Here is a 21,489-nt window from a genome sequence, read left to right on the forward strand (position 1 = left end):
GTGAAAACACTGACAGTATTGCAAAATCGCTCTGATTATTAGATCTCCAGATAGGAATCTGCGTACAGAGTGTTGTTCTTAATAATATCACAGGATTTGATGGTCTCCATAAGACGAAGATCATTCGGGTTAACGATTGCGGAAGTCAGACCACACATCATAGCCATAGCTACCATAGCGGAGTCCATAATCGGACGGATGTGTTTCGGCATACCGTTGGAGTTGTTGGACAGACCACCGGTAGTGTTCAGACCCATATCGCTGAACATCTTGATTGCCTCAAGAACCTGCATCTGTTTGTCCTGCATTCCTTTGATAACCAGGAATAACGGGTCAAACCACATGTCCTCTGCTTCCATACCATGCTCCATACCTCTTTCAAGAAGCATCTGGCAATATCCCATACGCTCGTCGTTGTCTTTTGCGATTCCTTCGCCGTTGCAGAGAGCGATAACGATTGCATCGTTTGCTGCAGCCAGATCGATGTTCTCAATTCTTCCTGCTGCGTCTGCAGAGTTTACGATCGGTTTTCCTTTGGAACGATTGTAAACAGAGATACCAGCCTCGATAGCTGCTTTGTTGGAAGTATCCAATGCCAGCGGAACGTTGTCAAACTCGCTCTGCAGTAACTGAACTGCCCATTTCATCAGATCCTCACCATAGGACTCAGCCGGTCCGATGTTTACGTCAAGATAGGTAGCACCTGCATCCAGCTGCTGTTTTGCTCTTTTCAGAATCGGCTCCGGATCTCTCTCAAGAAAAGCCTTGTTGACTGCCGGAGCAGTAGTGGAAAGTCTTTCACCAATCGTAATGAATTTTGCCATGGTAGTAATCTCCTTTGATTATATTATTTGCGGCTGCCGGTTAAAACCGGCAGTCGTATCTATTCTAGATTTCGCCGTTTGCTTTCATATCCTTCAGGAATTTTACAAGCTGTACAGCTTCGTTCGGAGCTACGATAATCTCCCAACCCGGAAGTTTTGCTTCCAGATCGCCCTTTAAGACTGCTACCTTACCCGGGATAACCAGTTTTCTGCATTTGATCTTCGGCTCTACGTTCTCAATGATGAATTTAGAGATAGAAGTAGAGGAGAATTTACCTGCAGCCCAGGAAGTCAGTACAGAAAGTCCGCCTGCATCGTTGATAACCAGGTTACACGGAACACCGGAACGCTCCAGCTCACCGGATACAACGAAGTATGTAAGTGCGAAGTCAACGGTAGTCAGAACTACGGAGTTCTCATCTCCGCCATTCAGCGGATAGATACCCGGCTCTACCTTCATCGGCTTCTGCGGATCGGTGTATACGTTCTGTCTTAAACCATACAGCGGAAGTGCCTCTGCGTAGTTCATGGTATCCATAACGATGATGGAACCATATTTCAGAACAAACAGGGAAGCCAGTGCAGTCTGCATAGCCTCATCTGCCGGAGCAAGTTTTGCCAGATTTACCAGGGACGGATATCCACAGGTTCTGTCCGGGTTCTTGTCCAGACATGCGCGTCTTACCTGAACGGTATTAGCGAAGGTCTCTTTGATCGTTGCACCGGTCGTATTCAGAACCAGCTCTTTATAGCCAAGCTTCTCAATTGCTGCGGTAGTATCATACAGCTCGTCCAGAGATGCTCCGGATACACCCAGAACAGCACCTGCTGCTTTTGCTACTTCAACCATCTCAGCGTAGTTGGAAGCGTTTGCTCCATCAAGGATCGGTTTCTCAGCTTTGCATACTTCCAGAGCTGCTTTTGCTGCTTCTGCATCAGCGCACTCCAGAACGATGGTTTTGCCAATACCGGTTACATGTTTTACCGTCTCAGCGTAAGCAGCTGCATCTCCGGTATACTCAACGAATACCATCTCTGCATGCATTCTCTCACCGATACGGTCATAGTCAACTTTGTTAACTGCTGCAAGCACAGCATCTGCATCCATATCCGGAGTGATGCGTACAGCGAATCTAGGTTTGCTAACATAGGTTTTCTCATGTCTGAACAGTACAGTCTCACCACCAAGGGTGTACTCTGCGTCGCCGGTACCAACTTTGATGGATTTCATAGGCGGTGCAGTTGCCTCAGACAGAGTTGCAAGAGCTTCTGCGGACATATGCGGACATTTGGAAATGTCTACAGCACCCTGAGCAACCTTCATGGAAAATGCCATACAGGTCGGGCTTCCGCACTCTTTACAGTTTGTTTTTGGTGTCATTTTAAAGATATCTAAGCCTTTTAATGCCATTGTCTTATTTCCCTCCTTACCACAATTACATCAGTTCTTTGATCATCTTGGAGATGGTGGCAACGGTAACCGGATGTTTCACGATTACAGCATTGGAACCACAAGCCAGTACGGAAGCGGCTGTGGAAACTTCCATATCGATACCACGCTGCTCAACCGGACCCCACTCAGGCATATCTTCTTCAGAAGCCATAGCCTCTTTTACGTTCCATGCTTCCTCTGCTACCGGAGTAATGATCGGCATCTGTAACTGTGCGTCGTTCTGGGAAAGTGCTGCAGCTTTTACACGGTCCATCGTAGAAACTACGTACTCAAAACCGTATCCAACTGCTGCGGTACCTACGTTCATGACAATATTTGCCGGCTGTACACCCAGCTGGGTGATCAGCACGTTCAGCTGTTTTGCAAGGTTGATATCTACTGCAGACTCAGCGCCGACTTTCTGATTGTAAGCCAGACCTGCTGCTGCACCGATACCTTTGTAATCTTCCTCTCTTGCGGACAGGATGATGACATTTTTGCCCTGAGCTACATCAGCAGCTTTGGACAGAAGCTCAGTATCTTTTGCTACATTCTTGCATCCCTCGATTACAAGCGGTACATCGATGGCGTCAATGACCTCTTTTACGATCTCCATGCATTCTTCTGTAGATTTGTTTGCTCCGTTCGGATCAGCTCCGATCAGTCTCAGACATACGAAATCTGCACCCGGCATCTCAGATGCTTTCTTAGCGATCTCGCCCATGGTGCTGCATCCAGCATAGTATGCTTTTACACCTTCCGGCTCGTTGTCCAGACCGAGGTCTGTGATCATAACACCAACTTTCGGTGCGTTCTCAATCGGTGCATCAAATGTATAGAAAGGTAATACATTCTCGCCGCCAATTTTAATTGCTTTCTCGCCGCAGCCTACTTCAACTGCATTGATGGAAGCGTTGAATTTTCCTGATTTTCCATTGAATGGCATTGGTAATTCTCCTCCTCAAAAAATATATCACACAAATACTATATTATACCATAAAACTCCTTTTCGTAAAGAGTTTTATGCATTCCAAAAGGGCAACCCTGCTATGCAGGGTGCCCAAAATTGGGTAAAATCAAATACTCGCCACGCTCGTGCTTGATTTTCCGCCTTCTAATTACATCATCGGATCCATGCCGAGTGCCGGATGACCTTTCTCGGTCAGGAACTCAAGCAGTGCTTCCGGATCAGTTGCGATGGTCTCATCACCGATCATATCGCAGAAGTTCTCAATTCCGTACAGTTCCTGTGCGGTCTTGTTTACTCTCTCAGCAACCTGCTCTTTCAGCTCTTTCGGCATCCATACGATACGCTCGATACCACCCTCAGCCTTCATGAACTTCTTGGAAGAAATGAAGTGTTTTCCATGTCCCATGAATCCAGGAGTCTGAACTCCACCACCGGTCATGGATGCCAGCTCACCGAAGGTCATTCCCAGAGGAGTCATTCCAGTGTACTCACGGTTGGTAATGATAACACCGTTGGAGAACGGCTCGATACCACAGATACACTCGAAGCATCCACAGGATGTCATCGGGTCTTCCATGATGGAGTACAGAGTAACGTGCTCCAGAGCACCCTGTGAGAATTTAGCAACTGCTTCATCAACATCCTCATAACGTCCAAGGTTCTCATCGATAACTCTCTCTTTGGTGATTACCTGACACGGTCCCTGCGGATCCAGCTCGTTGGTTGCTTTTGCATCCAGCCATGAAACAGCACCGCAAAGTCCAAGTCTCTCCGGAGTTACTACACATACATGGCTCGGGGAGAATGCCTGGCACATGATACAGCTGTAGTATACCGGTACGGATTCGTCTGTCAGAGAAGTCAGACGCTCGTCACGACGATCATATGCCGGGATAGCCAGCTCATGACGAAGTTTGGTACACTCTGCTTCATCAGTTACGATGGTAACTGCACATTTATCTACTACTGCGTCAAACTCGTTCTTAATGTTTGCGTACAGAACCTCTGCAAGGTCTTTTGCACGGAAACCAGCCTCAAAGGTAGATTTGCTGATACGGATACGGATCATATCACGCTGTCCGGTATGCATAACACCCTCTACACAGTTTACATAGCTGTGGAATTTACGCTCAAATACCGGCTCGAAGTCGGACTGCATATTCTTTCCGGCTACGTCTACGATGTAAGCGATCTGCTGTTTGCTTCCTACTTCCATCTGATCGAAATCCGGTCCGATGAGAGTGAACTTGTGATCCTCAACCTCGCTTGCATCTTTGGTGCAAACCAGCTCGAAGCAGTCTTTTCTGGAACCGTCGAACTCAACCTGCATATCACCCTTACGGATGATCTCGCCCTCGAATGCGGATGCGAAGGATACCGGGATATCAATCTTGGTAATCTTAATCTTAATGTCACGTGCCTCAAGAGAGGTAGCATTGAATTTGGATACGTCTTCCTGAACAATCAGGCTCTTCGGTACACGGAAGATATTCTCGGTCTCGTTGGTAACTACCGGGAAACCAAGTGCGATAGCGCCTGCACCGCAAGCTACTACTACGTCATCCAGCGGTTTGAATGCGTTTACAAATGCCGGTACACGATCCATGGTGTATTTCATCAGAGCGCCTGCATCACCCGGTGTTACGTTGCCGAAGATCAGAGCTGCACGAAGTGCTACGGATACAACATGGATTACGGAAGTCACATCTTTACCAAGCGGTACGATACGAAGTGCATATCCCATCTTCAGGCCTGCTTCTACACACTGATCGATCACATCACCAACCAGAGTTACCAGAATACCCTGTGCCTGATAGCTCTTAACGAGCTCTACTGCTTCTTCGTTGCTCGGAGCTTTTCCAAGAATAACTGCTACACCCGGGATATCTCCGGTTACCAGCGGTACACCAAGCTCACGGATAATGGCATCTGCCAGATGTCCGTAGTACGGCTCTGCATACGGTTCTGCACCATTGATGTATTTCAGAACCTCGATGAACTCTGCGCAAAGTGCAGTAGCAACACCGCTCATGAACGCATCATTCAGTTTCTGCTCTCTGGTCATGAGAGTTTTTACAACGCCGAGAGCTTCTTTTAATTCTCCAAGATTAGCAACCTTGGTTCCGGTTACTGCATAGTAGCACGGAAGGCTGTATGCGGTATGCGGAAAAGATACCGCCTGATCTGCGCCGTACTGCGCAATTGCATTGTCGATGGCAGCTTCAGTTAAACCATAAACTGCATCATTTCCGCTGAATACTCTATCAAAAAGTGTCACGGTATTATACCTCCAAAATTTATTTTGACTCATCGAGAATCGCTTTGATTTTCCGAATCTCATCTGTCGCGGACTGACTTACATCATAGGGAGCTTTTCCCTGACGATCCGCGTCGATTACCTCTGTATTATAATGAATGAATCCCAGTAAATCCTCTGCCGGAATCTTGGAACGAACGAACTCCTCGTCCTCAGCGCTTCGGACTTTATTTGTGACTACGCGCACCTGACGGATTCCCAGATCTGCTGCCAGACGTTTTACATTCTTATAGGTCTGAACGCTTCTAGCTCCCGGCTCAATCACAACGATGAACTGCTCCATGGATTCACAGGTGCCTCTGCCCAGATGCTCCAGACCGGCCTCCATATCCATGATTACTACATCTTTGCTTCTCAGCATCAGGTGGCTGATGATTCTTCTCAGCATCACATGCTCCGGGCAGACGCACCCGCCGCCGCCGGTTTCCACCGTGCCCAGCAGCAGGAGCTTCACGCCGTTATAGGTTTTGCTGTATGTATCAGGAATATCATCCACCTTCGGGTTCAGTTTATACATCTGATTATCCGGTCCGGCTCCTGTACGCTCCTCCACCAGTTTTCTCATCTTACTGATGGGGATAATGGAGTCCAACACCTCTTCCGGAAATCCAAGCGCCAGTCCCAGATTGGCATCCGGGTCTACGTCAGCTGCCAGAACGGTGCGTCCCTCTTCCGCATATAATCTCGCAAGTGTGGCCGCAAAGGTCGTCTTTCCAACGCCGCCTTTTCCGGTAATTGCTATCTTCAATGTCTTTCCCTCCGGTCTTATATCAATTTACTTTCTTATCCGGATTAGATTCCGATTGCGGTTCTCTTCTCTTCGATACGCTCGATCATCTTGTCACACAGCTTATCGATATCAGTTTCAACCGTGTAAGCAGCCTCTACCCAATCGCGAACGCCATTGGTCAGCCACTCACCCATCTCGCTGGAACCGGATACATAAGGATCAACGCCAAGGAAGGTATCGATACCGGTTGCTACTACGTAGTTACCGATGGAAACTGCCTTCTCAGACATCCACTCCGGAGCACATCCAACTACCGGCAGCTGGGAAATCTTAAGACCGGAGTCTTTTGCCAGCTCAGATACCAGAATCATCATACGGCTGATGTCTACACAAGATCCCATATGAAGTACAGGCGGGATATCTGCCAGCTCACATACACGTTTCAGGCCAGCGCCGCAGAGATCTTTTGCAGCTTTGTCCATCAGACCTGCTTTTGCAGCAGCCTGTGCGGAACATCCGGAAGCTACAACTACGATATCGTTAGCAATGAGTTTTTTCATCATTTCGATATGTGCGGTATCAGGACGAACCTTCGGGTTATTACATCCTACCATTGCAACTGCACCACGGATAACACCGGAAGTAACACACTCAAGAAGCGGTTTGGTTGTTCCGGTTACATCTACCTGGCTGTTAGTAACACCGTCAAGTACTTTTACAAGAGCTTCCAGAGAGTAACCAACGGTTGCTTTCTGTTTCATATCCGGAATGTATACCAGCTCCGGTTTACGGTTCTTGAAGTTCTCGCATGCAGTCTTAACGATCTGTTTTGCCTTCTCTGCTGCGGTTCCTACATCAAAACGGATGTAATCGGAATCCGGCATCTGAGCGATCGGAGAAGTGGTGATGAACTTGGTGTGGAAACATTTACTCAGAGGTCCAAGTGCCGGGAAAATACACTGAACGTCTACTACGATAGCCTCACATGCTCCTGTCAGAACTACGTTCTCCTGCTGCAGGAAGTTACCAGCCATCGGAATACCACGACGCATTGCTACCTCGTTGGAAGTACAGCAGACACCAGATACGGTGATGCCCTTAGCGCCCATGCTCTTTGCATAAGCGATCATCTCCGGATCGTCTGCATATTCACAGACCATCTCAGACAGTGACGGATCATGTCCGTGTACTACGATGTTTACGTTCTCAGCGTTCATAACGCCAAGGTTTGCCTCAGTATCAATCGGCTTCGGAGTTCCGAACAGTACGTCAGAGAACTCGGTACCACACATGGAACCGCCCCATCCATCAGCCAGACCTGCTCTTAAGGACTGACGAACCAGTGCTTCTGGTTTAGATGAACATCCCATATGGGTCATATGTAAGGAAGTAGCAACCTCACGGTCAATTGCCCGCGGCTCGATTTCAGCATCATGCCACAGCTTCTGGGTATGCTCCGGTGCTCTCTTCAGCCATCTCTGAACGCCGAACGGTTTACCATACTCCATCAGAGCCAGTTCTGCCATCTCATGTGCCAGATCGTAGATATCTTTTCCTTCGGTCTCTACGCCCCACTCTTTTGCGATACGGATCAGTTTATCAGGATCTTTTACTTTGTAAGCGCCGTTCGGATCAGCTGCGTAAAGAGTATGGCAGATCTCACGTCCGTGATCAGAGTGAGTAGCTGCACCACCTGCAGTGAATTTCAGGTAGTTACGTCCTACGATACCATGAGCATCGCATCCGCAGATTCCTCTCGGAGCCTTCGGGGTAATACGGCACGGTCCCATTGCACAGATACGGCAGCAGATACCCTGCTCACCGAATTTACAGTGCGGAGTCTGATTCTTTACACGAATCTGCCATGCATCAGCACCGACTTTAGCGCCGGTCTCGAGCAGCCGGTTGGTAGCTGCTTCCATTTCTTCGACTGTGGTTAATTTAAAGTCTCCCATATAAATCTCCTTTATAGTCAGGCTTTTAAAGCCCAAGACCTTCTAAAATATGATACAATTCCTGTCTGACAGGATTATCTGCCGGAAGTTGCGTTGTAGGAGTTCCGGCACTGTCATAGTCAAATACACCTTCATCCTGGGGAACCACTCCCAGAAGTTCGAGATTCTGTTTCTCAATTTCCTCGCGGACACCGTCATTAATAACTCCGCCCGGAGCGCGGTTTACGATCAGACCGACTTTCTTCGGTTTCAGTCCGCACTCGGGAATCAGGCGTGCAATGCGTCCTACTGCCTGAATTCCTCTGCGTGAACAGTCGCTGACCAGAATCACGGCATCTACACCCGGAAGAATTCCTCTGCTGATATGCTCCATACCAGCCTCATTATCTACCACGATGTACTTGTAATTCTGGGCACGCTTTCCGACCTGAGCCGACAGCAGACCATTTACAAAGCAATAGCACCCTTTTCCCTGTGTATGACCCATAACCAGCAGATCGTAGTCATCTTCCTCTACCAATGCGGAATCAAACTTGAACTCGGTATAATCCTGCTTGGACATTCCTTTCGGAATCGGGCTGTCATCAGAAACTTCCGCTTTTGAGAGCTCGTCTCGGATATCTCCCAGTGTCATTTCCACATCCACACCTAGGACCTCATTCAAATTAGAATTCGCATCGGCATCAACTGCCAGAATCGGGCCTTCCTTCTTGTCAGCCAAATATTGAATCATCATACCGGTCAGCGTGGTTTTGCCCACGCCGCCTTTTCCTGCCACTGCAATTGTATATGGCATATTGTCATCTCCTAAATCTGTCTATTGTCTTTTTCTTAAACGAGAGTGCAAAGTCCGGACTCGTCGATGATGCGGGATACATCTTTCCACTTGTTCAGAGCATACAGATGAATTCCGTTTACGCCCATTGCACGATACTCATCAATCTGTCTGATGGTATACTGGATACCTTCCTCTTTGAACTCTTCGACTTTCTTATCATAGAACATGTCGAACGGTTTTCCGTCTGCATCTTTTGCTGCGAACGGATTCGGGAACAGCCAGTGTCTGGAAATCATTCTGCAAAGCTCGCTGTCCATCACACAGCCATTACGGGAAAGTGCCATGTTGATGGTAGCTCCCATATCAAGAATTGGCATAACTCCCACGTCTACCGGCATGGTAATACCTGCCTCGCGGATTGCATCCAGCCAGTATCTGAACTGCTCCATATCCCAGCAAAGCTGAGTCATGATGTAGTCAGCGCCATTGTCCTGCTTCTGTTTCAGGACTGCAATGTCTGCATCCAGGCTGCGGCATGCAATGTGTCCCTCCGGAGATCCTGCTACTGCGATCTCAAATTTGTCGCCGTAAGTATCACGAACAAATTTTACAAGGTCCGTTGCATAATTAAAGTCACCACAAGTCGTGGTCTCACCCAGCGGAATATCTCCACGGAGTGCCAGCATGTGATCAACACCTTCTGCAAGATACTGATCCAGTTGCTCTTTGATACCCTCTTTGGTATTTTTGATAACCGTAAAGTGGGTAACCGGTGTGGTACCTGCTTTTTTGATCATCTGACATACTTCTCTGTTAGCGCCGACGTTTCCGCCACCTGCGCCATAGGTACAGGAAATATATGCCGGTTTGTACTTCATCAGATGGTCGATGGTACCAGGCAGATTCTCCATTCCTTTCTCTGTCTTCGGCGGGAAGAGCTCGAAAGAAAGAAGAGTCTTCTCTCTCAGTGCCTGTGAGATTTTCATAGTTACATACCTCCACATCTTATTTAAATTGTAACCTACAAAAAACTACCAAACTGAATTAGTCTTCGATGCAGTTAATCTTTACTACAGAGTTCGCCAGATCCACCATGGCGATGGCTCCCTCTACTTCAATCTCTGCACCCATAATGTCTCTGATGCGGATCGTTGTTCCATCCACATCCATCCGGCTGGCATTCTTGATCAGAATGCTTTCACCTTCTTTTTTCTTTCCATATACAGTTGCAAGACACATCTTAAAGTCAACCTCCTTACTGTACCAGGGAAAGAGCGATGGAAAGTCTCATGTTTCCTTTTTCGAAATCTTCAACGCCCTTCTCAATCTGAAGCGCCGCATCATCCTTGCCCTGCTCTCTTAAATGCTTTGCAATGGCTGCAAGCTCCTGAGCATGATGGCGGTTATGGTCAAGCATGTATGCAAGTACTGCTGTATCCTCATCTTTCGGCTGTTCACCGTGATGATGACCGCATCCGCATTCTCCATGTGTATGATCATGCTGATGCTCGCCCTCATGTGTATGTGCATGAGTGTGCGTTACTCCATCATGAGTATGCTCATGGCTGTGCTCATGCTCATGATCATGATCATGTCCGCCGCATCCACATCCGCAATGGCTGTGTTCTTCGTTTGTCATATGCATTGTCTATCTATCCTCCTTTTAACTTCCAGCTTCTGAATCGTTATTTTTTTAACATTTCAAAGTACAAAGTATCCCTGTCTGGAATAGTTGTGTTTATTATATCCCCTCCCCCCGCTTTTTGCAAGCAGTTTCATTCATTTTAACCAAAGCGAATATTGTATGAAATCAGGTTATGTAACTTTTGCCAAATAGATTTATATCTCGTTAAATTAATGACAATATTTGAATATTTTGTGAATTATCTAACAATTGTGTTTTTCGGGGCATCTTATGTATTTCAGAGACGAACATTGTGAATTTTTTACCGGAATTTTTCCACTATGCTCACTCTCAGCCAGAAACATTTTTCCAACTCTCTTGACATTTTCTCTGTTTTGCATATAATTTATTTCTGTGAATTTGCAAATGATTTGCAAATGCAGTCAAATTGCATTTGCACTTTCATGATCCTATACAATAGAAGGGAAGATATCTTTATGTTATTGGAAGTTATAAAAGACACCGTGTTCGACAGCCTCCGTCTGCTGCCATTCCTTTTTCTCACTTATCTCCTGATGGAATTTCTTGAGCATCGCGCCGGAGAAGCCGGGCGGGCCAGAATCGGAGCTGCAAATGCATCCGGACCTGTCTGGGGGGCTTTATTCGGCATTATCCCTCAGTGTGGTTTTTCTGCAGCTGCATCAGGGCTTTATTGTGGGCATATCATCACGTTTGGTACTCTGATGGCAGTCTTTCTCTCCACCTCCGACGAAATGCTTCCTATTTTAATATCCTCTGCTGTTGGAATCACACGAATTGTCCGTATTTTGGCTGTCAAAGTCATCATCGCAATGATATCCGGTCTGCTTATCGATCTTCTGATCAGGGATCAGCAAAAAAATGCAGACCACCACGAGCACCACAGCCATACCGGAGAACCGGACTGCGAGGAACATCTGCTCATCTCTGCCCTCAGACATACAGCAGAAGTCTTCTTTTATATTTTTGTAATTTCTTTTCTACTGAATCTTCTGATTGCTCTGATCGGCGAGCAGACTCTGGCAGGTATTTTTACCGGGCTTCCTGTCGTCGGAGAATTTGCAGCTGCTCTTGTGGGGCTCATTCCAAACTGTGCTTCTTCTGTCATACTTACGGAGCTTTATCTGTCCGGAATCTTAAGTGCCGGTGCCATGATGTCCGGCCTGCTGGTCAATGCCGGTGTTGGACTTCTGGTCCTGTTCCGTCTGGATCATGACAAAAAAGATATTTTCCGGATTATTTCCATTCTTTACGGACTGGGTGTCTTCTGGGGGCTTGTCATAGAGGCATCAGGAGTGTTATTCTGATAGTGCAATTGCGAAGGAGAAATTATGTCAGGAGAAAATCATTATTCGACATCAAGCCGAAAAAAAATACTTGAGATCTTAAAAAAAAGCAAAGACAAAACCATCACAGCTGCACAGATCGGTGACCAGCTAAAAGCCATGGAGAGTGAAGTCAATATCACAACTGTCTACCGCTATCTTGACCGTCTGGAAAAAGATGGAACTGTGATCCGTTATGCTTCCGGCCAGGGTACACAGGCTTCTTATCAATATGTAGAACAGGGTCAGGGATGCGAAGGTCATCTGCACCTGAAATGTGTAAAATGTGGAAAAATTCTTCACCTGGACTGCGAATTCATGAAAGAAATCTCCGAACACATCCAAAAGGATCACGGATTTTCCCTGCAATGCAAAAATTCTATTTTATACGGTATCTGCAGAGAATGTCAGGTAAAAAACGTATAAGAGATAAAAAGGAGTACTATCATGGATATTTATCTGATCCGCCACGGTGAAACCAACTGGAATCGCATGAAGAAACTGCAGGGAACTACCGATATTCCCCTGAATGCATATGGAATCGAACTGGCAGAGAAAACTGCTGAAGGGTTAAAAGCTGTTCCTTTTGACCGTATCTATACAAGCCCTCTGATCCGGGCCAGAAAGACTGCAGAAATCATTCGCGGAGACCGCCCCATCGAAATCATCGAAACAGACGGCCTGAAAGAAATCAGCTTTGGTGATTACGAAGGACTCTGCTATCTTCCGGATAATTACACCATTCCCAAACCCGGATTTCGTAAATTTTTTGATGATCCGGAACACTATGATACACCTCCTCACGGAGAGAGCCTTCTTCATCTAAGAGAACGAACCTCTTCCTTTGTACGCAGTATTATGGATGACCCTGCCAACGAAAACATGACATTTCTGATGACAGCCCACGGCGCTGCTATCCGCGGCATTCTCTCCGGACTGCAGAATCTTCCACTGGCTGAATTCTGGAGCGGACCGGTACATAAAAACTGTGGCGTGACCAAGCTCCATGTGGAACATGGTAAATTTAACATTGAATTCGAGAATAGACTCTATTATTAGTAAAAAAGCGGCACAGTCCAATGGCTATGCCGCTTTTCCTATACCGGTTTATTTACCGGACATCTGGCGCTCCTGCGCCTCTATCATCTTTCTTACCATCTCACCTCCGACAGATCCGTTCTGTCTGGAAGTCAGGTCTCCATTGTAGCCATCCGTCAGCGGAACACCGATCTCGCTTGCCACCTCATATTTGAAACGGTCAAGTGCACCTTTTGCCTCTGGTACTGCTGCTTTGTTTGTAGAACCTGCCATAATAAACTCCTCCTTACTGCAAAGCTGATTTGTAATCTGTAACACATGCTTCGCAATTTGTTGTTGTTTGTTACGGTGTTAGTATGTGCATCTATTCAGAAATAAACCATCCAAGTTCTTGTTAATCTGACAAAATCATACAAATTGCCTACAATCGTAGAGATTCACTGCTCTGGCTGATGATGTGCTCCAGTTTTTTTCGGATTCCTTCATATAACGGATCAAGAAGTTGCGGATCTTCCTTAAGAAGTCTTCCGGCTGCCTCACTTGCCTGCCCCAACACTGCCGAGTCCTGAAATACATCACCCATCCGGAATTCCAGAATTCCGCTCTGACGGATTCCAAAGAGATCGCCAGGACCCCGAAGTTTCAGATCCTCACTTGCAATATAAAATCCATCATTGGATTTGTTCAGAACTTCCAGACGCTTCCTAGTTTCTTTTCCTTTGCTTCCACTCATAAAAATACAGTATGACTGCGCAGAACCTCTTCCCACACGTCCTCTGAGCTGATGAAGCTGCGCCAGGCCAAACCGCTCTGCATTTTCCACCATCATAACCGTGGCATTCGGTACATTGATCCCTACCTCAATAACAGTAGTCGATATCAGAATCTGAATATCCCCCGCTGCAAACCGTTCCATGATCTCATTTTTTTCTTTTGGCTTCATTTTTCCATGAAGACATGCGATTCGGATCATCGGAAGGATCTTCTGCAGCTTTTCTGTATAATCAGTTACATTTTCAAGCTCCAGTTCATCACTTTCTTCCACCATGGGACAGATGATATAAACCTGATGGCCTGCAGCAACTTCCTTTTCCATAAAACGATATGCATTTGGTCGATAGGACTCATCCACCACACAGTTTTTAATTGGAAGCCGATGTGCTGGCATCTCATCTACTACTGAAATATCGAGATCACCATAGACAATGATTGCCAGCGTCCGAGGAATCGGCGTTGCACTCATAACCAGCACATGCGGCGTAATTCCTTTATCTGCCAGAGTTTCTCTCTGACGCACACCAAACCGGTGCTGTTCATCCGTAACCACAAGAGCCAGACGGTAATACTGTACATCTTCCTGAATCAGCGCATGAGTACCGATGATAATCTGAGCGCTGCCGCTCTCGATCTCCGCTTTCGCCAGACGCTTTTCTTTTGCTGTCATGGAACCTGTGAGCAGCACCGGAACGAGCGGAATCTGATGCTCTTCCAGTATCTCTTTTACAGATTCAAAATGCTGTCGGGCAAGCACTTCCGTAGGCACCATCAACGCTCCCTGGCAGCCGTTGCAGCCGGTCATAATCAGTGCCAGCACAGCAAGAATAGTCTTACCGGAACCAACATCTCCCTGTACCAGCCGACTCATGACTTTACCGCCAGTCATATCAGATACAATTTCCTTCCAGACGCGCTTCTGTGCACCGGTCAGTTCATAAGGAAGGGTTTCTATCAGACGTGAAGTTTCTGCTACTTCCACCATAGAAATCTGGCTCACCAGCTCCTCCTGGTGTTCCTTCATTTTCCGGATTCCGAGAATAAACATCAGGAATTCGTCAAATACGATCCGTTTTCTTGCTTTTCTCATAGCCCCATCGTCTTTTGGAAAATGGATCTGTCTTAAAGCTTCCCATTCTTCTTCCAGATCATAATCAGAAAGCCAGGCATCAGGAAGATACTCCGGCACCCGGATCTGATCATTTGCCAGCACCTGACGGACAGCTTTCGTCACCATCTTCTCTGTCAGTCCGGAAACCAGCGGATATTTTGGCTGCATTATATACAGAAGTTTCTCATAATCAGCCAGCGTGTAATGCTCCGGCTGTTCCATTCGATATTGCCCGTTTCTGACCGTGACAACTCCTCTGAAAATATACTGCCCGCCTTTCTGAAAATAATTCCGAAGAAACGGCATATTAAACCAGGCAGCCTGAATAACGGTATCTCCTGTTTTTAACTGAGCGCTGAAAATCTGATAGCGTTTAAACCTCTTTACCGGGGAAACCGACTGCACCCACGCATGCACTGCATATTTTTTACCATCTTCCATTTCTTCCGGTTCTGTCGGTTCCTCAAAAAGTTCATATGCCCTTGGATAATATTCGATCAGATCCTGTACGGTATGGATTCCTGCTTTTGCAAAGGGAACTGCTGTTTTTTCTCCAATTCCTTTCAAATCTGTCACTGGCGAATGAAGGTTCATATGTTTTCTCCTATCCTGTACTTTTCAGAACATCTGTTCTCTTTATTATAAGCAGTTTTCTCCCCGGTTGCAAGCTAATTTCATTTTCAGATAATAATACATACCAGACCGCCATTGGAATCGTTTACAATCTTCTGCATGGTATCCTGCAATTTCACCTGACTTTCTTCCCCTATCTGATAAAGCTTGCTGCGAATACCGTCTTCTACCAGTTCCTCGATAGTTTTTCCAAAAATGTTAATCTGCCAGATACCATCTTCCTGTTTCCGTCCCTCCTGAATGTACTGAATCAAATCTTTTGCCTGCTCCTCGCTTCCCACAATCGGAGCAATCTCCGTCTCAATATTGGCACGAATCATATGAACTGACGGGGAATAGGCCTTTAATTTTACTCCAAATTTTCCACTCTGATGAATAAGCACCGGATCTTCCATCCGAATTTCTTCTTTTTCCGGCAGCACCATGCCGTATCCTTTCTGCCTGACAGTATCCATGGCAGCCATCACTTTTCCGTATGCTTTCTGCATGGAGGACAGTTCCTTCAGCTGATTTAAGAGATCATATTCGTCATGAAGTTCCATGCCGGTCAGTTCACTGAGCATCTCATAATAGCTGTTTTCTTCCATCTCCACGGAATAGGTTGCGATTCCACAATTCGGATGTACCTGATCCAGTTTGATTCGGCTGATATGAGGACTGTCACAGTTCGGCAGTCCTTTTCCCACATCTCTGAGCACGCGGAAGCCATCCATCGTGGCACGAACTTTTTCAATGATCTCCTGCTTTACCGGATGGTCCAATGGCAGCATTTCCACCCATCCCGGAATCTGGTAACGAATCTCCACCATCGGGAATTCCAGCAGCACCTGCTCAAGGATCATTGTAATATCATCCTTTTTCAGCTGCTCACAATTCACAGGAAGCACAGGAATCTGATACTTATGGTACATTTCTTCCGCCTGCTTCCGCACGGCATCACTGTATGGCCTGACTGTATTTAAAAGGATCACAAACGGTTTTCCGATAGATTTCAATTCTTCTACGGTCCTCTCTTCTGCCTGACGGTAATTTTCTGCAGGGATCTCACCAAAACTGCCGTCACAGGTCACCACAATTCCGATCGTCGAATGATCATGAATGACCTTATGCGTGCCAAGCTCTGCCGCCTTTGTAAATGGGATCTCACTGTCATACCACGGTGTCTTTACCATCCGTTCGTTATCATTTTCCAGATGCCCGGCTGCCCCCTCCACCATATATCCGACACAGTCAATGAGACGGATTCTGACCGGAATTCCATCTGCCACTCTGATCTCCACTGCTTCCTTGGGTACAAATTTGGGTTCTGTTGTCATAATCGTCTTGCCCGCCGCAGACTGGGGCAGTTCATCTGTCGCACGCTCCCGCTCATTACGATCTTCCATATTTGGCAGTACCAGCACATCCATAAAACGTTTGATAAAGGTAGATTTTCCGGTACGAACCGGTCCTACTACTCCTATATAGATCTCTCCGCCTGTGCGCTCTCTGATATCATTATACAGATGAAATTCTTTGTCCATTCAAAAACCCTCCCATATTTGTACCTAATATATGGGAGGGTTCGTATTTTTATTCATATGACCGCAAAAGCTCTTTTTACAGCGCTGCTTCCACTTCTTTTCGAATCTCTTTAATAAAATCAGAAGAATTCAGAACCTGCGGATTCGGAAGGCTGGTGATCAATGCCAGGTCTTTCGTCATTTTTCCGGACTCAATCACTTTCAGGGACGCCTGCTCCAGTACATCTGCAAAATGTACCAGTTCCGGAATGGCATCCAGTTCTCCACGTTTTCTCAAGGCACCGCTCCATGCAAAGATGGTCGCCATGGGATTAGTGGAAGTCTCTTTTCCTTCCAGATGCTGATAGTAATGTCTCTGCACGGTTCCGTGAGCAGCCTCATATTCGTAGTATCCTTTGGGCGATACCAGAACGGAGGTCATCATGGCAAGAGAACCGAATGCCGTTGCCACCAGATCGCTCATGACATCACCATCATAGTTCTTGCAGGCCCAGATGAAACCGCCCTCGGATTTTACAACTCTGGCTACTGCGTCATCAATCAGTGTATAGAAATAGGTAAGTCCGGCTGCTTCAAACTGTGCCTTGTATTCTTTTTCATAGATTTCCTGAAAAATATCCTTGAAATGATGGTCGTATTTCTTGGAAATGGTATCCTTCGTTGCAAACCATACATCCTGCTTTGTATCAATGGCATACTGGAAACAACTTCTTGCAAAGCTTTCAATGGAAGCATCCAGATTGTGCATACCCTGTACTACACCCGGTCCCTTAAACTCATGTACCAGAACGGAAGTCTGGCTTCCGTCTTCTGCTGTGTAAACCAGATCTACCTTTCCCGGTCCCGGAATCTGCATCTCGGAAGCCTTGTATACATCACCGTAAGCATGTCTTGCCAAAGTGATCGGCTTCTTCCAGGTCTTTACATAAGGTTCAATTCCTTTTACGATGATGGGAGCACGGAAAACCGTTCCATCCAGAATGGCGCGGATGGTTCCGTTGGGACTCTTCCACATCTCTTTCAGGTCATATTCTTTGACACGTGCTGCATTTGGTGTAATGGTTGCACATTTGACAGCTACACCGTATTTCTTCGTCGCTTCTGCTGCATCTATCGTAATCTGATCGTTCGTCTCGTCTCTTTTCTTCAGTCCCAGATCATAGTACTCGGTTTTCAGATCCACAAAAGGAAGTAATAACTCATCTTTGATCATCTGCCAGAGAATTCTGGTCATCTCGTCTCCGTCCATCTCTACCAGCGGGGTCTTCATCTCAATCTTTGCCATGGAAATCATGTCCTCCTCATTCTGCAGTTATAATATTTTCTCCAGTCCGTATGCCTGAATACTTTCAATGGTATGTTTTACATGCTCCTTTGCCAGAGCTTCCGCCTTATCAGGATCCTTCTCTTTGATTGCTTCAAAAATTGCCCTGTGTTCTTCCGTGGATGTCACGGAACGGCTGCTGGTGGAAATGGTTGCTTTTCTTACCATCTTCACATAATCGTGAAAATCTGACAGTATATGATTTAAAATCCGGCTTCCTCCTGCTTCATAGAGCTGCTCATGAAACAGGCTGTCCAGCTCATAAAGCTTTTCATAGTTCTTTTTACTGGTATGGTATTCCGACAGACACAGCGTTTCTTCCATAGAATCCAACTGTTCTGCCGTAATAGACTGGGTTGCCCATCTGGCACATAATCCTTCCAGCATGGAACGGATCACATAGATATCCTGCACATCCTTTGCGGTAATCATATTGACATAAGCGCCGCGGTTGGGAATAATCGTCACCAAACCTTCTAACTCCAGCTGTCGAAGGGCCTCTCTGACCGGTGTTCTGCTCACGCCAAGTTCTGCTCCGATAGCTGCTTCTTTTAATTCTGTATTCTGCTCATAACGTCCGCTCAAAATATCTTCCCGAATGCTCTGAAAAACTCTTCCTCTGAGAGAATATTTATCACGTCCGTCTTTTTGCCCCTGTGTACTGCTCATGTTAGTTGTTCCATGTCCTCCTCAGTTTTTGCATTATTGTATACAATCTAACTTCGTATACATTTTACCATGTTAGAGGAAGATGTCAATGAGTTTGAGTAATTTAATTAAAACTCCCGACGCTCCATAATCTTCACAGCACATTGATAGGCTATCGACAGAATCCCCAGGTATATGAATACACCGACTGTTATGAACAGGAAACGATTGCGCCCCATCATTAACAACATCTGCTGGAACCATTCATTTTCCATCAATGCTACATTCCATTTCAATTTGAAAAATGCAATCGCTGCAAAGAAGATGCAGGCCAGCATTCCGGTATAGATGCCTCTTCCTTTTTCGGCTCCATAATAGAAGATAACCGGAAGGCAAATACCAAGAAGCAGAACTGCCAGCATGGCTACAGACAGGCTGGAAATCAGATATTCTTCCAACCCATCTGCATTTTGAAAAAATGCGCCTGCAATTCCTATTAAACTGCAGATTCCCCATACCATGCAGGACATCAGGATACCAAAACAATATTTTTCCTTCACATACGTTCGCCGCTCTACCGGCAACACCAGAAGGTATTTGATTCCATTATCGTATTCATCATAACTGACCGTGCTGATTGTAAAAATAGTCGTCATCATAATACTGTAACTGGCTGCAAACTGAGGAAAGCTGTCACCCTGTAAAAAAGAGCATACGATCATAAAAACAGCAATTCCGAGAAGTGTTTTCCCTTGTGTAATCATCAGTCTTCCGTCTTTGATCAATAATCCTTTCATCTTACTTTCCCTCCACCATCATGGTCATGATCTGATCAATGGTTCCTTTTTCAACAATTATCTGCGGCCAGTTTTCCTGATAAAAATCTTTCTGTCCAGTCAGGCAGGCATAACCATAATCTTCTTTTTTCACTCGAAGAAGATATTCTTTATCAAGAGTGTCATACTGTTCCGTTGTTACCTTCAGAATTCCATACTGTTCCAGAAGTGTATCCACATCTTCATGAAGAATGATCTTTCCTTGATTCATCAGATAAACATCATCGCAGAATCCTTCCAGATCACTGGAAATATGGGAACTGATGAGAATCGACCGATCTCCCGGCATCATAAATTCCCGTAAAAGATCAAGAATCTGTTCCCTCACCATCACATCCATCCCTGCTGTCGGCTCATCCAGAATAAGAAGTCTGACATCTCCATTGGCAACAGCTGACAATACTTTCAGCTTTGCTTTCATGCCTGCGGAAAAATCTTTTAATTTCTTATCCATCGGCAAATGAAATTCCTCACATTTCTTTTGAAACCAGCCTTCATCAAATGCCGGATACATATTTTTTAATACGGCAATCAGATCTTTTCCCATGAGGTATCCGGAAAATCCAGCATCTGACCAGACCACGCCAATCTTCCTCCGGTCTTCTGCCATAAGCTCTGAAATCTCTTTTCCAAAGATCTCGACCCGTCCGGCCTCCGGCTTTGCCAGTCCGGTGAGCAGCCGGAATGTGGTACTCTTGCCAGCTCCATTAGGGCCAATCAAGCCAGTTACCATACCTTCCTGCACCTCCATAGAACAGTCCAGGTGAAAGTTTTTATATTGTTTTTCTGCTTGTTCCAGTCTGATCATCACGGTTCCTCCAATACCATCTGAAATAATTCCAGCAGTTCCTCCTGCTCCATGCCGCAGCTTCTGCCCTTTCGGACCGCTGCTGCCAGTTCCTCCTCGACTTCTCTCCGCCTCTCTTCCAGGTAAATGTCTTGTCCGGAACAGGTCACGAAGCTGCCTTTCCCGTGAACAGTCATAATGAAGCCTTCCTGCTCTAGTCCGTCATAGGCTTTTTTAACGGTCAACGCACTGACCTTCAAATCCTTTGCCAGTGCACGCACCGACGGCAGCGCATCGCCTTCTTTCATGGTTCCCTTTGCGATTCCGGAACGAATCTGTCCCATAATTTGTTCATAGATGGGCTCCATAGAAGAATGATTGATAATAAACTGCATCTTCTTCCCTCCTGTCTACAAACAGTATATAACAGTTTATAACTGTTGTCAACTGTTATATGGTGTTTATTCGAAGGAATGCTTTGTGCGAAATCATATATTTCGTTTGGCGGGTAATCAGAGGAACTTCTAAATTTTTTACCCTTACAAAAATATGAAAAAAAATCTAGTGGGTAAAATACGCCCATATGTCGTATCCTACCCGCCAGATTAAGCAAATTTTCCTGAAAAGCATAGAAACTATTGACTATTCGGGAAATGTATATAATTTTTCAGGGTATTGCAATTCATAAGCTTCTATAATACCCAAGGTAAAGTCTTTACCTGAAATTCCATGGGTATTTCAAACAAGATCCTCTCATAATACCCGCAAGCAGCTCGAAAATGCCATTTCCACAGAGATATTATTCTAATTCAGAACAATAC

21 protein-coding genes are annotated in these 21,489 nt (G+C 45.9%); 3 read left to right on the top strand and 18 right to left on the bottom strand.

Annotated features, from left to right (window positions below; translation table 11 throughout):
* Nucleotides 1-38 precede the first annotated feature (38 nt).
* From acsE to LKD36_RS08260, 10 genes are all read right to left on the bottom strand, one after another.
* On the bottom strand, nucleotides 39-824 hold the full coding sequence (acsE, locus tag LKD36_RS08215) for a carbon monoxide dehydrogenase/acetyl-CoA synthase methytransferase subunit (protein ID WP_308459305.1): 786 nt from the start codon (nucleotides 822-824) through the stop codon (nucleotides 39-41).
* 64 nt (nucleotides 825-888) lie between these two features.
* A complete protein-coding gene (gene acsC / locus LKD36_RS08220; RefSeq protein ID WP_308459306.1) occupies nucleotides 889-2,235 on the bottom strand; it encodes an acetyl-CoA decarbonylase/synthase complex subunit gamma in 1,347 nt (448 codons plus the stop codon).
* 25 nt (nucleotides 2,236-2,260) lie between these two features.
* Entirely contained in the window at nucleotides 2,261-3,202 is a 942-nt protein-coding gene (acsD, locus tag LKD36_RS08225; RefSeq protein WP_118769951.1) for an acetyl-CoA decarbonylase/synthase complex subunit delta, read from the bottom strand.
* A gap of 172 nt (nucleotides 3,203-3,374) precedes the next feature.
* Nucleotides 3,375-5,504, bottom strand: a complete 2,130-nt coding sequence (gene acsB, locus LKD36_RS08230; RefSeq protein WP_118769950.1) for an acetyl-CoA decarbonylase/synthase complex subunit alpha/beta — start codon at nucleotides 5,502-5,504, stop codon at nucleotides 3,375-3,377.
* A 19-nt stretch (nucleotides 5,505-5,523) separates the two neighbouring features.
* A complete protein-coding gene (locus tag LKD36_RS08235) occupies nucleotides 5,524-6,291 on the bottom strand; it encodes an ATP-binding protein (RefSeq protein ID WP_308459307.1) in 768 nt (255 codons plus the stop codon).
* A 44-nt stretch (nucleotides 6,292-6,335) separates the two neighbouring features.
* Nucleotides 6,336-8,228: an anaerobic carbon-monoxide dehydrogenase catalytic subunit gene (cooS, locus tag LKD36_RS08240; protein ID WP_118769948.1), complete on the bottom strand. Its 1,893-nt coding sequence runs from the start codon at nucleotides 8,226-8,228 to the stop codon at nucleotides 6,336-6,338.
* A gap of 25 nt (nucleotides 8,229-8,253) precedes the next feature.
* A complete protein-coding gene (locus LKD36_RS08245) occupies nucleotides 8,254-9,024 on the bottom strand; it encodes an ATP-binding protein (RefSeq protein WP_118769947.1) in 771 nt (256 codons plus the stop codon).
* 35 nt (nucleotides 9,025-9,059) lie between these two features.
* Nucleotides 9,060-9,992, bottom strand: coding sequence for a methylenetetrahydrofolate reductase (locus LKD36_RS08250; protein ID WP_118769946.1), 933 nt, complete (start codon nucleotides 9,990-9,992; stop codon nucleotides 9,060-9,062).
* Between the two features lie 58 nt (nucleotides 9,993-10,050).
* Nucleotides 10,051-10,245 (bottom strand): CooT family nickel-binding protein, encoded by a 195-nt coding sequence (locus tag LKD36_RS08255; RefSeq protein WP_118769945.1) that lies wholly within the window; start codon nucleotides 10,243-10,245, stop codon nucleotides 10,051-10,053.
* Between the two features lie 16 nt (nucleotides 10,246-10,261).
* The gene (locus LKD36_RS08260) at nucleotides 10,262-10,651 is read right to left on the bottom strand and encodes a cobalt transporter (protein ID WP_118769944.1); all 390 of its coding nucleotides are present in this window, start codon (nucleotides 10,649-10,651) and stop codon (nucleotides 10,262-10,264) included.
* A gap of 476 nt (nucleotides 10,652-11,127) precedes the next feature.
* On the opposite strand from LKD36_RS08260, the gene LKD36_RS08265 reads away from it, so the two are divergent.
* From LKD36_RS08265 to LKD36_RS08275, 3 genes are read left to right on the top strand one after another with little or no spacing between them, the layout of a single operon-like run.
* Entirely contained in the window at nucleotides 11,128-11,976 is an 849-nt protein-coding gene (locus LKD36_RS08265) for a putative manganese transporter (protein WP_118769943.1), read from the top strand.
* 24 nt (nucleotides 11,977-12,000) lie between these two features.
* Nucleotides 12,001-12,420: a Fur family transcriptional regulator gene (locus LKD36_RS08270; RefSeq protein WP_118769942.1), complete on the top strand. Its 420-nt coding sequence runs from the start codon at nucleotides 12,001-12,003 to the stop codon at nucleotides 12,418-12,420.
* A 21-nt stretch (nucleotides 12,421-12,441) separates the two neighbouring features.
* Entirely contained in the window at nucleotides 12,442-13,053 is a 612-nt protein-coding gene (locus tag LKD36_RS08275; RefSeq protein ID WP_118769941.1) for a histidine phosphatase family protein, read from the top strand.
* A 48-nt stretch (nucleotides 13,054-13,101) separates the two neighbouring features.
* On the opposite strand, the gene LKD36_RS08280 is transcribed toward LKD36_RS08275, so the two are convergent.
* The 8 genes from LKD36_RS08280 to LKD36_RS08315 form a co-directional block, all read right to left on the bottom strand.
* Nucleotides 13,102-13,305 carry an alpha/beta-type small acid-soluble spore protein gene (locus tag LKD36_RS08280; protein ID WP_308459308.1) on the bottom strand — a complete coding sequence of 68 codons (204 nt, stop codon included), beginning with the start codon at nucleotides 13,303-13,305 and terminating at the stop codon, nucleotides 13,102-13,104.
* 148 nt (nucleotides 13,306-13,453) lie between these two features.
* Nucleotides 13,454-15,511, bottom strand: a complete 2,058-nt coding sequence (gene recG / locus LKD36_RS08285; protein ID WP_308459309.1) for an ATP-dependent DNA helicase RecG — start codon at nucleotides 15,509-15,511, stop codon at nucleotides 13,454-13,456.
* Between the two features lie 86 nt (nucleotides 15,512-15,597).
* Nucleotides 15,598-17,073, bottom strand: coding sequence for a stage IV sporulation protein A (gene spoIVA / locus LKD36_RS08290; RefSeq protein ID WP_308459310.1), 1,476 nt, complete (start codon nucleotides 17,071-17,073; stop codon nucleotides 15,598-15,600).
* A gap of 76 nt (nucleotides 17,074-17,149) precedes the next feature.
* Nucleotides 17,150-18,358 (bottom strand): NADP-dependent isocitrate dehydrogenase, encoded by a 1,209-nt coding sequence (locus LKD36_RS08295; RefSeq protein WP_308459311.1) that lies wholly within the window; start codon nucleotides 18,356-18,358, stop codon nucleotides 17,150-17,152.
* 27 nt (nucleotides 18,359-18,385) lie between these two features.
* Complete coding sequence (locus LKD36_RS08300) at nucleotides 18,386-19,066, bottom strand: GntR family transcriptional regulator (RefSeq protein ID WP_308459312.1); 681 nt, start codon at nucleotides 19,064-19,066, stop codon at nucleotides 18,386-18,388.
* 107 nt (nucleotides 19,067-19,173) lie between these two features.
* Nucleotides 19,174-19,842 (bottom strand): ABC-2 transporter permease, encoded by a 669-nt coding sequence (locus LKD36_RS08305; RefSeq protein WP_118769936.1) that lies wholly within the window; start codon nucleotides 19,840-19,842, stop codon nucleotides 19,174-19,176.
* A gap of 1 nt (nucleotide 19,843) precedes the next feature.
* Nucleotides 19,844-20,689: an ATP-binding cassette domain-containing protein gene (locus tag LKD36_RS08310; protein ID WP_118769935.1), complete on the bottom strand. Its 846-nt coding sequence runs from the start codon at nucleotides 20,687-20,689 to the stop codon at nucleotides 19,844-19,846.
* The gene (locus LKD36_RS08315) at nucleotides 20,689-21,063 is read right to left on the bottom strand and encodes a GntR family transcriptional regulator (protein WP_118769934.1); all 375 of its coding nucleotides are present in this window, start codon (nucleotides 21,061-21,063) and stop codon (nucleotides 20,689-20,691) included. The genes LKD36_RS08310 and LKD36_RS08315 overlap by 1 nt, the downstream gene beginning before the upstream one ends.
* Between the last annotated feature and the right edge of the window lie 426 nt (nucleotides 21,064-21,489).

Source organism: Hominiventricola filiformis, assembly GCF_020686965.1.
GTDB lineage: Bacteria > Bacillota > Clostridia > Lachnospirales > Lachnospiraceae > Hominiventricola > Hominiventricola filiformis.

Bases quoted from the DNA above. Each gene is read 5' to 3' on its own strand.
- acsE (WP_308459305.1), bottom strand. From the start codon at position 824: ATGGCAAAATTCATTACGATTGGTGAAAGACTTTCCACTACTGCTCCG.
- acsC (WP_308459306.1), bottom strand. From the start codon at position 2,235: ATGGCATTAAAAGGCTTAGATATCTTTAAAATGACACCAAAAACAAAC.
- acsD (WP_118769951.1), bottom strand. From the start codon at position 3,202: ATGCCATTCAATGGAAAATCAGGAAAATTCAACGCTTCCATCAATGCA.
- cooS (WP_118769948.1), bottom strand. From the start codon at position 8,228: ATGGGAGACTTTAAATTAACCACAGTCGAAGAAATGGAAGCAGCTACC.
- LKD36_RS08245 (WP_118769947.1), bottom strand. From the start codon at position 9,024: ATGCCATATACAATTGCAGTGGCAGGAAAAGGCGGCGTGGGCAAAACC.
- LKD36_RS08250 (WP_118769946.1), bottom strand. From the start codon at position 9,992: ATGAAAATCTCACAGGCACTGAGAGAGAAGACTCTTCTTTCTTTCGAG.
- LKD36_RS08255 (WP_118769945.1), bottom strand. From the start codon at position 10,245: ATGTGTCTTGCAACTGTATATGGAAAGAAAAAAGAAGGTGAAAGCATT.
- LKD36_RS08260 (WP_118769944.1), bottom strand. From the start codon at position 10,651: ATGCATATGACAAACGAAGAACACAGCCATTGCGGATGTGGATGCGGC.
- LKD36_RS08265 (WP_118769943.1), top strand. From the start codon at position 11,128: ATGTTATTGGAAGTTATAAAAGACACCGTGTTCGACAGCCTCCGTCTG.
- LKD36_RS08270 (WP_118769942.1), top strand. From the start codon at position 12,001: ATGTCAGGAGAAAATCATTATTCGACATCAAGCCGAAAAAAAATACTT.
- LKD36_RS08275 (WP_118769941.1), top strand. From the start codon at position 12,442: ATGGATATTTATCTGATCCGCCACGGTGAAACCAACTGGAATCGCATG.
- LKD36_RS08280 (WP_308459308.1), bottom strand. From the start codon at position 13,305: ATGGCAGGTTCTACAAACAAAGCAGCAGTACCAGAGGCAAAAGGTGCA.
- recG (WP_308459309.1), bottom strand. From the start codon at position 15,511: ATGAACCTTCATTCGCCAGTGACAGATTTGAAAGGAATTGGAGAAAAA.
- spoIVA (WP_308459310.1), bottom strand. From the start codon at position 17,073: ATGGACAAAGAATTTCATCTGTATAATGATATCAGAGAGCGCACAGGC.
- LKD36_RS08295 (WP_308459311.1), bottom strand. From the start codon at position 18,358: ATGGCAAAGATTGAGATGAAGACCCCGCTGGTAGAGATGGACGGAGAC.
- LKD36_RS08300 (WP_308459312.1), bottom strand. From the start codon at position 19,066: ATGAGCAGTACACAGGGGCAAAAAGACGGACGTGATAAATATTCTCTC.
- LKD36_RS08305 (WP_118769936.1), bottom strand. From the start codon at position 19,842: ATGAAAGGATTATTGATCAAAGACGGAAGACTGATGATTACACAAGGG.
- LKD36_RS08310 (WP_118769935.1), bottom strand. From the start codon at position 20,689: ATGATCAGACTGGAACAAGCAGAAAAACAATATAAAAACTTTCACCTG.
- LKD36_RS08315 (WP_118769934.1), bottom strand. From the start codon at position 21,063: ATGCAGTTTATTATCAATCATTCTTCTATGGAGCCCATCTATGAACAA.